Annotated in this window: 11 protein-coding genes; 7 read left to right on the top strand and 4 right to left on the bottom strand. The window is 59.5% G+C overall.

What is annotated here, in order from left to right:
• The 7 genes from BN1724_RS07515 to BN1724_RS07545 all read left to right on the top strand — a co-directional run bounded on the left by BN1724_RS07515 (nucleotide 1) and on the right by BN1724_RS07545 (nucleotide 7,090).
• Complete coding sequence (locus BN1724_RS07515; RefSeq protein WP_058234862.1) at nucleotides 1–888, top strand: DUF4129 domain-containing protein; 888 nt, start codon at nucleotides 1–3, stop codon at nucleotides 886–888.
• Complete coding sequence (locus BN1724_RS07520; RefSeq protein WP_058234863.1) at nucleotides 885–1,508, top strand: hypothetical protein; 624 nt, start codon at nucleotides 885–887, stop codon at nucleotides 1,506–1,508. Before BN1724_RS07515 ends, BN1724_RS07520 begins: the two co-directional genes overlap by 4 nt.
• A complete protein-coding gene (locus BN1724_RS07525) occupies nucleotides 1,505–2,539 on the top strand; it encodes an AAA family ATPase (RefSeq protein WP_058234864.1) in 1,035 nt (344 codons plus the stop codon). The genes BN1724_RS07520 and BN1724_RS07525 overlap by 4 nt, the downstream gene beginning before the upstream one ends.
• Nucleotides 2,539–4,107 (top strand): DUF58 domain-containing protein, encoded by a 1,569-nt coding sequence (locus BN1724_RS07530; RefSeq protein WP_058234865.1) that lies wholly within the window; start codon nucleotides 2,539–2,541, stop codon nucleotides 4,105–4,107. Before BN1724_RS07525 ends, BN1724_RS07530 begins: the two co-directional genes overlap by 1 nt.
• On the top strand, nucleotides 4,104–4,682 hold the full coding sequence (locus BN1724_RS07535; protein WP_058234866.1) for a hypothetical protein: 579 nt from the start codon (nucleotides 4,104–4,106) through the stop codon (nucleotides 4,680–4,682). Before BN1724_RS07530 ends, BN1724_RS07535 begins: the two co-directional genes overlap by 4 nt.
• A gap of 123 nt (nucleotides 4,683–4,805) precedes the next feature.
• Nucleotides 4,806–5,495: a peptide-methionine (S)-S-oxide reductase MsrA gene (msrA, locus tag BN1724_RS07540; protein WP_231928194.1), complete on the top strand. Its 690-nt coding sequence runs from the start codon at nucleotides 4,806–4,808 to the stop codon at nucleotides 5,493–5,495.
• 128 nt (nucleotides 5,496–5,623) lie between these two features.
• On the top strand, nucleotides 5,624–7,090 hold the full coding sequence (locus BN1724_RS07545) for a DUF2079 domain-containing protein (protein ID WP_084252865.1): 1,467 nt from the start codon (nucleotides 5,624–5,626) through the stop codon (nucleotides 7,088–7,090).
• 2,584 nt (nucleotides 7,091–9,674) lie between these two features.
• Here BN1724_RS07545 and BN1724_RS07550 read toward each other — a convergent pair.
• The 4 genes from BN1724_RS07550 to thiD all read right to left on the bottom strand — a co-directional run bounded on the left by BN1724_RS07550 (nucleotide 9,675) and on the right by thiD (nucleotide 15,837).
• Complete coding sequence (locus BN1724_RS07550) at nucleotides 9,675–10,388, bottom strand: TetR/AcrR family transcriptional regulator (protein WP_058234868.1); 714 nt, start codon at nucleotides 10,386–10,388, stop codon at nucleotides 9,675–9,677.
• A gap of 230 nt (nucleotides 10,389–10,618) precedes the next feature.
• Complete coding sequence (locus tag BN1724_RS07555; RefSeq protein ID WP_058234869.1) at nucleotides 10,619–12,157, bottom strand: MFS transporter; 1,539 nt, start codon at nucleotides 12,155–12,157, stop codon at nucleotides 10,619–10,621.
• A 407-nt stretch (nucleotides 12,158–12,564) separates the two neighbouring features.
• Nucleotides 12,565–14,748, bottom strand: a complete 2,184-nt coding sequence (locus BN1724_RS07560; protein ID WP_407919299.1) for a prolyl oligopeptidase family serine peptidase — start codon at nucleotides 14,746–14,748, stop codon at nucleotides 12,565–12,567.
• Nucleotides 14,749–14,943: 195 nt separating this feature from the next.
• A complete protein-coding gene (gene thiD / locus BN1724_RS07565; protein WP_058234870.1) occupies nucleotides 14,944–15,837 on the bottom strand; it encodes a bifunctional hydroxymethylpyrimidine kinase/phosphomethylpyrimidine kinase in 894 nt (297 codons plus the stop codon).
• Nucleotides 15,838–16,123: the final 286 nt, after the last annotated feature.

Below are 16,123 nucleotides of genomic sequence, written 5' to 3' on the forward strand. Positions count from 1 at the left end.
ATGTCCGCATCTGCCCCGCCCCTCCTGCGCGGTTCCGTCTCCTCTCCTCCCCGGCGGATCGCACCGGCGCGGTGGCTGATTGCGTCTGCGGCCAGTGCAGTTGTGCTCACCTTGGTGGGGCTCGCGGTGCGCACCGGGCGCGGACCACTAGGCCATCGGGTACCGGTTGACTACTCGCTGACGCCTCCATCCCTGCGCAGGATGCCAACCTTCACCACACATCCGTCGTTACCCAGCGGCTCCACCGCCCACGAGGTCACCGTCATCCCTCATGACGCACCCTGGTTCACCACGCTCATTATTGGAACGCTGTGGGTCGCTGCGGTGTTCGGCGCCATCATCGTGATCTGGCTGGTGCTGTGGGTTGTTCGCACTCGCCGTCACACCCGGGAGGTGGCCGATGATTTTGCTGGTGATACCGGTTTGCTGTCAGTTCACGAGGCCCGCGCCAGTATCGAGCGTTCGCGTGCGGCACTGACCTCGCAGCCTGATCCGCAGCTCGGGATCGTCGCGGCGTGGCGGCACCTGGAAGGTCTCGCTGCTGGATCGGGGGTGCGCCGGGCCAGCCACCAGACCGCCGGAGACTATGTGGTGTGCGTGCTCGGATCCTTACCGGTGCACGCGGATTCCCTGCAGGAATTCGCCGACCTGTATCGCACGGCCCGGTTTAGCCCGCACACGCTCAACCCCGCTGCCCAGGACCGCGCATTAGCCCTGTTGACCAGGCTGTCTGCGGATCTTGGCGAGCCTGCCGAGGCCTCTACCGGCACCCCAACCGGCGCCCTGGCCGCTACTCAAGCAGGGCCAACAAACCCATCAGGTCCAGCAGCCGCCTCCCAAGACGAAACGACCGCTCCCCCTGCGGAAACCACGGAGAGCCGACCGTGAACACCACGGTGACCCGAGAGCGAGATCAGCACAACCGAGCGTCAACTCGGCGGCTCAGGCGGCTCGCCCTAGAGACCGTTCTGATGGTGATTGGCGCCATGGCTGTGATGGTGCTGGTGCGCCTGGGCGGATATGCCATCGAGCCTGCCCCGCTGATTGCGTTAGCGCTCAGTGTCGCCGTCGGCCGCTGGCTCGTGCGAAACGGCACCCAGCGGGCAGCACCTGCCGGATGGGATCAGGTCGATCTGGACGTTGATTCCAGGCTCGAAGCATCCAAAGACGTGCGGGTTCGCCGCATTGAGGACATCCTGTCGAGTTCCCGCAACCTTCGCAGGCATGCCAGTGACGACGTCGAACAGCTCCTATTGAGCATCACCCGGGAAACCCTGCATCGTCGCCGCGGCCTCAGCCTTCCGCTCGGGAATGACACACCCCAAGATGCACCGCCGTATGCCCCCGCCCCTGCACGTCACATCAGCGACCATCTCACCGTTCACCGCACCGGGCTATCCCCCGGGTTCCTCGCATATCTAGGGGCGGCAGCCGATCCTCACCGTTCCGCTCCACGCCTCGACCGACGCACCCTGCACCAATATCTTCAGGAGATTGACTCGCTATGACACAGCATCACGATGAGGCCACGCCGCCCATCACCGCGCAGGAGGCCAGTCAGCTCGCTCAAGATGTTCTCTTCCAGGTTCGTCGCGCAGTAGTGGGCGCCGACGCGGCGTTAGAGATGGTGCTCGCAGGCATCCTCGCCGGAGGCCATGTACTGCTGGAGGACCTTCCGGGGTTGGGGAAAACCCTAGCGGCCAGATCGTTTGCACAAGCCCTGGGGCTACCGTTTACTCGCGCTCAATTCACCCCCGACCTGCTTCCGGCAGATCTCACCGGAAGCTATGTCTACGAGCAAGCACGCGGAGAGTTCATCTTCCGCAAGGGTCCTGTATTTACGGGCCTGCTGCTGGCGGACGAAATCAACCGCACCCCTCCGAAAACTCAATCCGCGCTCTTGGAGGCGATGCAGGAACGTCAAGTGACGGTTGAGGGCACGACGATGCCGTTGCCCTCGCCTTTTCATGTTCTGGCCACATCGAACCCGGTGGAACATGAAGGCACCTATCCGCTGCCGGAAGCCCAGCTGGATCGATTTTTGCTGCGGCTTTCATTTGGTTACCCGACTCCCGACCAGGAATGGGATGTCCTGGCCCGGAGAATCCAGCGTCGTCAGGAGGAGCAGAGCGTGGATCAGGTGCTCAGCCCAGGGCGACTGCTTGCGCTGCAACAAGCCTGCGAAGATGTTCACGTCGCCGAAGACGTCGGTCGATACGCGGTCGCGATTGTGAGCGAAACCCGGCGCCACCAGCAGGTTCTCATCGGCGCTTCCCCGAGAGGGTCCCTGGCGCTGCTCACATGCGCCCGGGCTCTGGCGGTGATCCGCGGACGGGATTTCGTTGTACCGGAAGACATCGTGGCGCTCGCCCATCCGGCGCTGGAGCATCGGATCACCGTCCGCCCTGAACTGTGGCTTCAAGATGTGACCGCCCGAGACATCATCGGGTCGGTTGTGCACAGCGTGCCGGTGCCGGACGCCCCAGCCCAGGACGACCCAGCCGAGGACGACCCCGTTCCGGGCACTCCGCAACGGTAATGCCTACTCGTCGGCGTCTGGTTCCCACCACCGCATTCATGAGGGCGGTGGCGGTCGCCGCATGTTCATTTCTCCTGGCTATTGGCACGCATCGGATCGAACCCGCCGTGCTGGGCGTGCCATTTTTGATCTATGCGGCGTGGGCGTGGGCGCGTCATAGGCCGGTCGATAACGCGCTGCCGCCGCCGGACGTGCTCTCATCGTCGCGATCTGTGCGGGAGGGTGACACGGTCAGGCTCGCTCTGCGCGATGACGGTTTAGGTTTGATACATACCGTGCATTGGCCGGTGGTCGCCTCGGCGCATGCCCAGCCGCGTTGGGCATGCGCCGTCGATATCAGCCATCCCCACCGGGTGAGGCCGTCCGCACCGGCAGAGCACGCCGCTAAGGTTCCATCCCATGAGGCGAAGGCTCCGTCCCTTGAGGCGAAGGCTCCGTCCCCCAAATCCACCGTGGCACCCATCACCTTCACCATGCGTCGTTGGGGACGCTACGACATCGGGCCGGGCCGGATCCTGCTAGCCGATCCGCTCGCCTCCCACCGGTGGACTGGAACATTGCCCGCCGTCGAATTCACGGTGATCCCCATCTCCCCCATTCTCGATGCATCGACACAGGTCACACGGCCTATCGGTATGACTGGCAGACACACCTCCTCTGCTCGAGGAGACGGGTCAGCCCTGGCCGATGTGCGCCCCTTCCAGCATGGCGACCGGCTGCGTCGCATTAACTGGCGGGTCACCTCCCGCACCGGGACGCTGCACACCAATTCCACCCTGACCGACCGCGACACCGATGTCCTCATCGTCGCCGACACACTGGCTGATCTGCGACCGGCTGGGCCCGGGGTGCGCGTCACGGCGCTAGAGGCCGAAGAATCCAGCCTGGATATGACCGTGCGCGCCGCAGCCGCTATCGCACACCACTATCTCGGGGTCGGTGACCGCGTCGCGTTGCACGATCTGGGGCATCGCATTGGACATATTCCCCGCGGATCTGGTCCCCGGCACGTGCGCAGGGTGTTCGATTCCCTGTCCCGGGCACGTCGGGAACTGGTCACCCGCGACCGTTTTCAACCGCTGCTTTCTCTGCGCGGCGGAACACTCGTGTTCGTCTGCTCTCCCCTTCTGCTTCCCCCGGTCGTCAACGAGATTGTTCGCCTGGTTCATCTGGGAGGGGAGGTCGTGGTGATCGACACCCTTCCCAGTTCACTGGGATCGCTGCACCACCTGGGCCGGGATGGGAACCAGTCTTTGGACCGACCACCTGGACCCTCGTTAATCCAGATCTCCGGTGTGACGGCGGGGCAGACTCTCACCCAGTCTCTGGACCGGGCTCTCGATTCATCGCCGGACGCCCCTTTGCGACCCAACCGAGGACCGCTGTCTGATCCCCATTTCTGGCAAGAAGCGTGGGTTCTTCGGCGTTTAGAACGCGAGCAAACCGTGGATCATTTACGTCGGCTCGGCGTTCCAGTCACCCCGTGGACCGGCCCCTCAGCACTTACGCAGGTCCTCCAGGCCATGTCGCGAGCCAGGTCCGCGCCGCGGCTTCGGAGGTCTCGATGATGCGCCAGCTGGGTATTCAGCTCACCGATCTGGTCGACCGCGCACGAGCGCTGAGCATCGGCCAGTTTTTCCTGCGGCTCACCGGCCTCATCGGAGGTGAACTCAGTCTGATCCTGGCTTCTTTATGGACACCTGGCGGCATGACCGCCCCCGTCGTCTGGAGCACTATCGCTATGGTGATTGGCACCGTCGGCTGTGTGTTCTCGACCCTCAGACCCGACTCGACGGCGACGCTCGCCGTCGCTCTGATATGCCTGGTGAGCATCTCCTTCTCCCCGGGATCAGGTGATCTGCTGTCTGTAATCCGTCTGATCCTGATCGGACTTTTTCTTCTCATCACCCATATGAGCTGGGCTTATGCTGCGCTCGGTCCGGGTTACGCACGGGTTTCGCCGCGGCTTGTGCGCATCGGCGCCTTCCATACCGTCGTGATTGCGTTCATCTCGGTCCCGGCTGCGGCCTGGTTATGGTTCATGCCCGCTGCGGGTGGCCCCACCGTCGGAAAAGCGTTACTGCTGAGCGGTACCGTCGCGGTTCTCGGGGTTACGGTGGCGGTTTTACATCGGAGACATTGAGTCGGAAACATTGGGGCTGGTGCGGGCCAACCTCCCTCCCACCTCACGCTTCGCCTTGACCTCGGGGCTACGGTTAGGGGTATGTGGCAGCTGATGGACATGGTAAACAGGCATAAAAAGCGGATGGTCACGCGGGAAGAGGCACTACCTGGACGAAGCGCCTACAGCTACTCGCTCGCTCGGCGTCATGCGGTGCTCGGCACCGACATGCTCGGGCCCTGCTCTGCATCCGAGTATCCACCGGTGATCGACCGAGACCGCAATGCGGACCTGCCATCGTGGCCCGCCGACGCCGAGTCGATCGTGTTAGCCGGTGGCTGTTTCTGGGGCGTTGAACGCATTCTGTGGCAGCTTCCCGCCGTGCATGTGACGGCCTGTGGCTATGCCGGCGGATGGACCTCGCACCCCACCTACGACGAGGTGTGCAGCGCACAAACCGGCCACGCAGAGGCGGTGCTAGTCGTCTACACCCATGGCACATCGACACTTCGGAATCTTCTGGAACAGTTTTGGCAGCAGCACGATCCGACCACAGCCATGCGTCAGGGGAACGACATCGGCACCCAGTACCGCAGCGCCGTCTACTGGACCACGCCCGAGCAGGAAGAGCTGGTGCGCCAGGGTGCGAGGACATACCAGAGCGCACTGTCGGCGGCTGGGCGCGGACAGCTCACCACCGAACTCCTCCCCCTCCGCGAGGCCGGATGCGGGCAGTTTTTCTACGCAGAACCGGACCATCAGCAATATCTCGCCACACATCCAGACGGATACTGCAACCACGGTTTCAACGGGATCACCTGCCGGATTGCCTAATCCGCCACGCTATCGGTCCCCGAGTTGCCCACGGTGAGCCTTGCGGCGTTAGCTTGGGTAGCCGCACGCTACGCAACCAGTGTCTCCAGTTGGCGGCACATAGGCCGCTATAGAGGAGGATCCACCGGGTGAGCACTATCCAGGCCACACCTATCCAGCGCCCATTAGCTGGCCCCACCGGCACGGGGTCGCACTGTGCCTCACCTCGGCGGCTACACCAGCGTCGTCGTAAGCCTCTGACTGCCATCCACCCGGTAACACCGCGCACCCAGACCTTTATCGCGCTGGCTATCGCGGTTTGCGCCATCGTCGCCTACGGTCTGCTGTCGAGTTTGCAATGGCGCAACATTGTGGCGCCCTCCTGGGACCTAGGGATTTTCTCTCAGCTGGCGAAGGCATATGCGCACTGGTCAGCGCCGATCGTACCCATTAAGGGCCCGGGCTTTAACCTGCTTGGAGATCACTTCCATCCGATCTTGATCCTGCTCGGCCCCATATGGTCGGCGTGGCCATCGGGCTTAGCGCTGATGTGGACCCAAGCCGTTCTGTTCGGCATATCCTCAATTCCGATCACGCGTTTGGCGATTGAACGACTCGGTACGGGTTGGGGCACCGTCGTGGGTGTGGGCTACGCGTTCGTCTGGGGTCTTCAAGCGGCCCAGGCCGTACAGTTCCACGAAATTGTGTTCGCGGTGCTCTTCATAGCGTTCGGGCTCGTCGCCTACCTGCGGGGACGCTATCTCACCGCAGCACTATGGATCGCTCTGCTGGTGTTATGCAAAGAAGATCTCGGTCTCACCGTTGCCGTCTTCGGGGCAGTGCTCGCCTGGCATCGCCCCCAGTTACGGCGACTCGGCGTGGGGGTTGCCGCCTGGGGCGTCGCTTGGTTCCTCTTATCAACGTTCGTCATCCTGCCTGCGCTCAACACGGGCCACCGCTACGACTACACCGGCAACATCGGCTCACTGCTCGACATCTTCACCCCGGCTGACAAATGGGTGACTGTGATCATGCTGATCTGCACCGCCGGAGTGATTGGGCTTCGCTCACCACTCATGGCCTTGATGCTCCCGACATTGGCCTGGCGGTTTATTGGCACGGTCGACTTCTACTGGGGGTGGACGTGGCATTACAACGCCGTGTTGATGCCAATCGCTGTCGCCGCGTTAATCGAGGTGGCACCCACGGTCGGCCGACGGATTCGCAACATCGCCATCGCGGTTCTGCTTGCCATCACCGTGTCGTTGAGCGGGGCGCTCCCCTTGGCTTCGTTGCTGCGTCCGGCCTCATACACACCGTCCTGGCGGATCCCATTTGCCAATCAGGCAATAGCCGCTGTACCGGATGGTCAGACAGTGGCCTCTGATCTCACGCTCCTTTCGTATCTCGTTCCCGATCATGAAGTGCGCTGGCTGCACGGACCAGGGGACGCCTGGGCACAGGACGCACCCGACTGCGCCGTATTGGACCAGTACTCGGGTGCTTGGCCCGATGGCCTGCCAGCTGACCCAGCCGCCTGGCTCGCAGAGCGCTTCGGCCACTCTTATCAGGTCAGGGAGGACGGCGGCGGTTTCGTCGTGCTGTGCCAACCCTGACGGGACGGACGGCGGCCCCACGGATCTCGTTAGCCAAAGAGCGTACGCACGCTAATTATGGCCAGTAGGGCTAGTAATGGTTGAGAACGGTCCAACGCGACGAGATACGTTATCGAACACCGTGACAAAATCATGAACTTCGCCGTGCAATCACTGAGTAAATCCAGTTAAAATGGATACGTAGGTCCGGAGCATTCCCAAGGAATCATCGCCGCAAAAAGCTTCTCTACCGATGACCATTCTCATTGCTGAATATTAGTTAGGCCCTTAGTCTTGGGCAGATTCCCTCGACCGGCTCGTATTTATAGAGATTCGAGCTATCCCATAAATCTTCCGAGACTACTAACCTACGACTCGGAACACACGATCAGCACACTCAAACAATAGGCAGCCGCCATCAAAGCCACCGTTGACGAGGCGAGAGAAGACATCAACATCGATGCACGCAACGCTGCCAATGCGCCCGTCCACCTCACTCTTGCCCGCACCCGGAATCAGTCCGTCGAGTTATGCATATTAAGTACAACGTTAAGCATGAAGCCCCGACCCAGAGGGGCGCACTTGCCTCGATCTTCCCGATTCTATCCATGAGTTACCGATGTCGTCTTTCAATGTCCTAAATGCCGTCGATCCCCGGACGGACCACTGGCCTACATGGAAATGTTATGTATCGAAGCTCCGGCCAAGATCATCGCAAGTGCAGTAAGTCAACCCACCTGACAATGTCCCAATGCGAGCATTAAGCACCTGAACCAAGTCAGGCACCCAAAAGGAGACAAGCACCTTGAGCGGACGCACCACATAGAACGCTATCTTGTCATTCGCAATTAATTTACAGGTTCAAGCCGTAAGCACATGTCATCGCGCAATACAACCGATCATAAGAATAGTCGAATAACATGTTCAAGGCTTACAGGACAAATGTTCACTATCGCATAAAAATATACACTATCGACCACCAGTAATACAGGCAATAGACCAGCTCGCCAAGCCGAGCCGAGCCGAGCCGAGCCGAGCCGATTAATAAAAACATGATTTTACATAAGATCCAAGTCAGAACTAACCGAAAGGGCATACAACAGCATTTACATCTTAAACCGACAAGGATGCCCGAAGTGATGCCCTCGCACTCAGTATGCGATCAACCGAACAATGACCGACAAACCTTTAAAAGGATCGCCCACTCGAGAACGTCTCCACATACACCCAGCATATACGGACTCTATTTCATATATATATAGAAATAGAGGCTACACAAAATGCAAAGTCAGGCCGAGGGCACATCAACCTGACATGATGCATGTTCGGCAGGAAAATACGTGTTAATGTATCAGCTTTACACAGAATAGTGCGCGACATTGTTGAGTTATTTCCCTAAAGTCAATCTGATACCTTCTTGGCAGAACGAAACATCCGAGGTGTCAACATCTCTACAGGCACGCCCAGGGGACGCAACCAAGACGCGCCAAAGCGTGAGAGAAAGACGCGCGAGGGCTAGTGAAATTAGGAATCTCGAAATCCGGCCCCACCCCCAGATGCGGCCCATGCGCAGTAGACGCCTTGCCCATTGACAGCGTTAACTAAAGTTAATTAATAGTCTTTATACGCCCTACTCGCAGCAAAATTTAGGGAAAAGCAGTACAAATATTCCATGCAGCTACTTCGTCAACAAAAAGCACCAACAACTTTCACCTTAAAACTTGTAGAACTAGCCGAGAAGTGCCTCCATGTGCGGTGCGGCAGGTAACCCGATGCGCGCGATCAGAGGGTATGGCTAGAAGGATTTACACGTATTTATTTTCTTTTTAGGGTTTAGGGTCGATTGAACTGATGTGCAGCGAAACGTTTGGACGCAAGCGGGGAAATGAACTCTACACCGATCTCCGATATCCATACCATCAACTATTCACAAGTCCAAGCTTATGCCTATAATGGAGCTCTTTTGAAGCAAATTTCGAGCTTGCGCTATTCCAAAAAAATATGATGGCGAACAGAACCAAACGGTTACCGGGCCACACATCCAAATCCAACCTCTACACCGGTTTTTCCAGGATACCCTTACATGATGCCTAAGTATTTGATATAGGCAGGTATGCCCACTTAAAAACGTGCCCAATGTTGACACCCATAACTCCCATGTTAGATATAAGCGTATTACCAGTGGCGACATCCATGAAAAAGCGATTAAATCTAAACCTATCTCAAATCGCTCATGCATCCTTATCAAGAACACTCACGAACCACACAGATTTATTGAGGTTCAATAGAAGGAAGAACTAAAGCGCCTCAATGCAAACCCTCGAGACGTAACACTTCGCGAAAAGCGGAGTATGTAACATTCGTTATTGACATGAATATGCAAGTTCCGAGCATAACGTAAAACCTCGCCAATACCTCCTCAAGGATAGCAAAGGGGCACCAGCTTTATTACGTCATCGATGCGTCTGACGGATCTATGGTCAGGCTGTCGCTACCAAACATATGACAACTTTAGTTAGACGTACGCCGCCAACGCATGAGGTCCACGGCAACACAGCCCCGCCCCACCAACATCACCCCTACCCCACCTTCACGGCGTGTCATGTCACATCTTTTTCAGCCGCGTGGCGTACGTACGGGCACCGTCGCGCACACTTGCAAGGAAAAGCTCGTCATTCCGAACGGTCAGCCAGATCGCAGCAGTACCAAAAAGCAGAGCGAGAATCTGTTCAGCCAGTACATCGATCGGTACATCCCACAATCCCCCTGAGCGGTCCGCAATGGCATGCAGCATTTTGACGGCTTCGCGACGATAATGCTCAGTTCCCGCTTGCACGTGCGGCGCCAAACCTGGGTCTCTCAAACCAAGCAAGTAGAGTTCCTGGACAACGGCTTCCGCGCTGGCGTCATCAATAACATCCCGGGTATGCCCGATCAAAGCCCGTTCCAAAATATCTGCTGGTTCTCCGCCCTCATCCAGAGCAGACCGAAAACGCCGAGTGGCTCGCTCATTATCTGCGTCGAAAACAGCCACGATCAGATCATTTTTAGAACCGAAGGCGTAATGAACACTTCCCAAAGATATTCCGGCCTCTTCCGCAACGGCCCGAGTCGTCAGTGACCATGCGCCGTCGCGTCGCATCACTTCTATTGCAGCTCGAACTATTTCGCGACGCCGTTCAGCAACAGGCCTGTAAGCTCTCCGCGTCCGGCCCTCCCGAGCCTTCCCGACCTGTTCCGCCCCTCCCGATGGTTCGGACTGACTTGCCTGGTCATATGCATCCGCATCAGCGCGGTCACACTCATGATGTTGGTTCATCTGCGGACCTCCCTGTCCTGATTTTATGAATATAGTTTTTATCTTTATGCGTCTTCTGCCGCATCATTGTGCAGGTCGAAACACACCAGCTTCTCGCTACCCATGCCAGACACAGCTAAAGCCCAAACTCTCTAAGACGCCATACTCTAGCGGTTTATCCAGAACTCGGCAGAAGCCGAATCTTTCAAAACCGCGAATCCTCGCTCACGTTAAAGGGCAACGTCCGTTCCTCATCCCTGCTTAACCGCCTCCCTGTGGGCATCTCCTGCCCCGTCCCGCGCAGCCGGGGCGCTCTGCCGCATCAACGTGTATGCCATAAGCGCTCCACCTGCGGAGAGGATCGCGCCACAGAGCATCACCACGTCAAGCCCTTGCACGAAGGCAGAGTTTGCGACCTGAGTCAGGTGCTCACCCGCCTGGCTCGATAATGAGGTGGCTACTCCGTGAGCCTCTCCGAGGCTTTCGCGGGCAGAGGTCAACGCGGAATCCGAAGCTCCGGGCACCGTCGTCAGGTGAGCGCCGTACACGGCCAAGCCGATGCTGCCCAGCACCGCTGTTCCCATAGCGCCGCCGAACTCATACCCAGTTTCGGAAATTGCCGACGCAGCTCCGGCGCGCTCGGGCGGAGCCACCTCCAAAATCACGTCGTTCGTGAGGGTTTCCCCGAGCCCAACCCCGAGTCCCATCAGCACCCCGGAGACAACAAAAATAGGAAGATCGCTGGGTCCGCCGCTGAGCTGAGTGGCGAGCAGGAAACCTGCCGCGGTCAGGCCCAGTCCGAGCGCCACCACCGTGTGAATGGGCAGGTAGCGAGCCAAGCGGGGCGAAAGCAGCGCTCCGGCGAAGGTCACCGCCGCAAGCGGCACCATCCACAGCCCCGCCTCGAACGGGGTCTTCCCCAAAACCAGCATGAGGTGCTGAGGGAGGAAGAACATCTCCCCCGCCATCGCGAAGACGGTAATGAGGTTAACCAGCACCGCGACGGTAAACGCCCGGTGAGTAAAGAGCCCCAAATCGATCATCGGAGAGGGCAACTGTCGCTGTCTGCGAATGAACAGCGCAAGAATCACGACCCCGATCACCAGTGCGATGAGTGCCGTGAGATCCGGGTGCTTCGCCGCGGTTTTGATGGCATACACAATCGGGAGAATGCCTGCGATCGACATGAGCGCCGACAGCGGGTCGAACGGGCCGGGGTTCGGGTCTTTCGACTCGGGAATGAACAGCAATGCCCCGATCACCAGCAGGATCATCACCGGGGTGTTCATCAAGAACACCGACCCCCACCAGAAATGTTCCAGCAGGAATCCGCCGATCACCGGCCCAATGGCCGCTCCGCCGGAGAACGCAGCGGCCCACACTGCGATCGCTGTGCGCCGCTGCGTCGGGTCAGTGAAGATGGATCGGATCAGAGCCAGCGTGGATGGCATTAACGTCGCCCCGCCGAGCCCGAGCAGGCCCCGAGCAAGGATCAGCATCTCCGAGCTGGTGGAGAAAGCAGCTAGGACCGAAGCGATGCCGAAGGCAATGGACCCGGTCACGAGAAGGCGACGGCGACCGATGCGGTCCCCGAGACTTCCCATCAGAACCAGCAACCCGGCCAGCACGAACGAGTACAGGTCGATGATCCACAGCAGCTCAGCGGAACTGGGACGAAGATGGTCGCTGAGGGCGGGTACAGCAATACCCAAAACGGTCATGTCGATGCTGATGAGAAGCACCGGAAGCACGAGAACCGCGAGTGAAACCCAGCGGCGACGGGCAGACATGGGGGCCTCCTGATCTGGCGCGGCCACCCTGAAACGGTGGCGCGCATACAACAGCGGCACACCGTGTGGTCGCCGCTGAGCTCAGACTCCCACAGTTTTGGTCAAGCGTCCAATTCTTATGTGCGAGGTCTCAGGGCCCACATATAAACCGGTACCACCAGCATCGTCGGCCTGCACGAGACCGGCACACGCTCCGCCGACACGGCCCTCAAGGTATGACCGACACCGCCTTCACGGCATGGCCAACACTGTTGTGACGACATGGCCGACCCACTAGCCCAACCCATCCGGCAGCGCTATCGGACACCAGCAGGTCAACCGTTCACATCCGCACCGGTGGGGCCATCCAACTCACATCCGCACCGACCTGGTCAAGCGTTCAGACCAGCATCGACCTGGTCAACCGTTCAGAGACCGGCACCGATCGTCTGCCACAAGAAGGTGTGGATGAGAGCGTTCATGCGGGCGGCCTGCTCATTAGTGGCCGCACCGCCATGTCCACCTTCGATGTTCTCCCAAAAGCGCACGTCCTGGCCCATAGATTCCAGGGCAGCGACCAGCTTGCGCGCATGCCCCGGATGCACCCGGTCATCGCGCGTCGATGTGGTCACAAAGGTCGACGGATAAGTCACGTCCTCGCGCAGCAGATGGTACGGACTGAAAGTGCGGATGAAGTTCCAGTCCTCGGTATCGGGATCCCCATATTCGGCCATCCACGAGGCCCCGGCGAGCAAATGGGAATACCTCTTCATATCCAACAGCGGCACCTGAATCACCACGGCACCAAAGAGCTCTGGATACTGCGCCAACATGTTGCCGGTGAGCAGACCACCGTTCGATCCCCCGCGGCACGCCAACCGCTCGGTTACGGTCACCCCGCGTTCAATCAGATCCCGAGCGACCGCGGCGAAATCCTCATACGCTTTATGCCGCTTCTCTTTCAATGCGGCTTGGTGCCAGGTCGGCCCATATTCACCGCCGCCGCGAATATTAGCCAGCACGTATGTGCCACCACGTTCGAGCCATGTCTTGCCCACCGCCCCGGGATAGGCAGGGGTCAGCGATATCTCAAACCCGCCATACCCGTATAGCAGTGTCGGGTTCTTTTCCGCCGGCGAAGCATCGACATGGCCAATCTGGAAGTACGGAATGCGAGTGCCGTCCTCGCTCACCGCAAAGTGCTGCGTCACCTCGAGCCCGCTCGCATCGAACGTTGCCGGAGCGGACTTCATCCTCACCAGATCACCCGGTTGCCCACCATCGCTGACCGGACCGATATCCCCCATCCACAGCGTGGTCGGTTCGAGGAAACCAGAGGCGCTCACCCATAGCTCATCGGTCTCGTCGGCATCGACCGCACTGACCGACAGCGACCCAGGCAGATCGGGATACAGATCAGATCGCACCCATCCCCCATGATCATCTCGGACATGCACTTCGAGCCGGTGTTTCACATCTTCCAAGATGGTCAGCACCACGCAATGCCTGGTAAGCGTCACATCCTCCAGAGACGCGGATTGGGATGGTTCAAACAGCAGCGTCAGGCGGCGCTCCCCCGCCAGGTAATCATCGAGGTTGCACACGACCAGCGACCCGGCGGGATATACGTCCTCGCCCACAGTCCAGTCCATGCGCGGCATAAAGCAGATGAGATCCCGGTGAGGCATGATCTCGACGTCGGAAGGAATATCTAGCGTCACGAGCCGTTCGGACTCGCCCGGCTGTAACAGCATCTGCTCGGTGTCGTAAAACGCACGCATCCGGACCACCCAGTCTCGTTCAAACCCGGGTGAGGATTCGTGAACGGCGTAGGCCATCATGTCGGTCTCATCGGCCTCGAAGATGAGGTCGGCGTGATTGAGCGGAGTCCCCCGCGTCCACCTGCGGACCTGGCGCGGATACCCCGAGAGCGACATGCTTCCCGGGCCGAAATCCGTTGAGACGAACACGGTGTCTTCGTCAATCCAATCCATCGACCCCTTGGCGTCGGGCCGGACAAAACCGCCGTTATCTTCCGCCACAAAACGCTTGTCGACCAGGTCGAACTCGCGCGTCACGTCAGAATCTGAGCCGCCATGGGACAGCCGAATCAGGGCATGCCGGTACGGTGCGGCCATCCCCGGTTGCGAGGGCCGAGGACGCAGCACGGTCGCCCCGTGCCACACCCAGTCCTCACCTTCTTGTTCGTTGAGCGCATCGACGTCAATCAGCACCTCCCAGTCGGGCTGATCGGTGCGATAGGACTCCATCGTGGTGCGACGCCACACACCTTTGATGTGATCGGCATCGGTCCAGAAGTTGTAGAGGTAATCGCCCCGCTTAACCACGCCAGGAATTTTGTCTTTGGAGTTCAAGATCGCCAGCGTCTCATCCGCGAGCACCGACGATAACCCGTCCGCATCCAGCTCACGTTCTGCTCGAGCGTTGCGTTCTTGCACCCAGCTGAGCGCCTGCTCACCGTCGACGTCTTCCAGGGCAATCCACGGGTCTGATGAGCCATCCGGGGCCGGCAAGATCGCTCCCACTCCCGCCTCCGATATCGCGCCGTGCTCCACCTCGTGGCTTCCCGCAGTGCTCGTCATCTCGTCCATAACTCCTTCGTCAACAATCGTTTACTACCGGGCGCCTGGTTCTAGCTCGCAGGCTGTCTACTGACAGGGCTCCCATATCCGGCTTCACAGGCGTCCACGTCAACACGCCCGCTTGGCCTGATGACCGGCCTCTATCTAGGTTCCTAGACAGCGCCCTATCTCCACAGGGTTCCACCAGAGAGAACACTCATGTACTTACCGAACATCCGCGTCGTCGCCGCGCCGTGACACTGCGCCGCCGACGGTGATCAGATGATTCACCGGACCATGCCCGGTCTCAGGTGCCCGGGAAATCTCCCAGTCGACCGCGTTCTCAATCGCATCGGCCAAGAATTCACGAGCTGAGGCCACCACCATGCGGTCATCAGCACCTTGCGCGTCCTCTTGCCGAGCATACGCGGCCATGCGCGCATACTGCGCAGCAATAGCCGATGACAAGGTGCAGCCGGTGCCGTGCGTATTGCGAGTCTTCAGCATCCGTCCGCGCAGCAGTTCCACCTGCCCGGCCCCGTCGACGAAAACGTCAATGGAGTCATGACCTCGCAGATGACCGCCCTTGAGCAGCACACAGCGAGGCCCAAGCTCGCGCAGGCGCTGAGCTTGCTCTCGCATCTCTTCCGCGTCGCAGGCCATATCCGCCCCGAGCAAAAACGCGGCTTCGACAATATTCGGGGTCAGCACATCGGTGAGCGGCAGCAGCCGTTCAATGACGACCCTGCTCGCCTCCTCCGTGAGAAGAGGTGCGCCGCTGCTAGAGATCATGACCGGATCGAGGACGACCACACCCAGCTCGTCTCGTCGGGTGCTGAACAGATCACCGAGCCTGTTGACGATCTCCGCGTTAGCAAGCATGCCGATTTTGGTGGCATCCACCGGCATATCGTCGAGCACCGACGTCACCTGCGCTTCGACGAAATCGGCATGAATCGCGTGCACTCCGTGGACGCCCTGCGTATTTTGCGCAGTCAATGCGGTCACTGCCGCCATGCCGTACACACCGAGCGCGGTGAATGTTTTCAGGTCAGCCTGGATTCCTGCGCCACCGCTCGGATCGGAGCCGGCGATGGATAGGGCGATAGGCGGGCGCATAACAGGTTTCCTCCTGGCGGTGGGTCGCACTGCGCGACGCGTCGTTCTGACCCTACACGGGCGTATCCCCGACTGTCAGGGCTCAGATCCCAAATGCCTCCGTAAGTAGCCCTAGAACTCGACTGTTAGCCAAAGAATCCCGCGCGTAACCCCGGAGAATCCAGTACCTGGCTCCAGACGTCTGGACGCATTATGAAGCCATGGGCGACATAGTCGATAGGTTGTAGGTTCAGACATTAGTCCGCTGGGCGACATGACCCTCGCTATGGAAAACTGGAGGTCAAAT

This window comes from Devriesea agamarum, from assembly GCF_900070355.1.
GTDB classification, from domain to species: domain Bacteria; phylum Actinomycetota; class Actinomycetes; order Actinomycetales; family Dermabacteraceae; genus Devriesea; species Devriesea agamarum.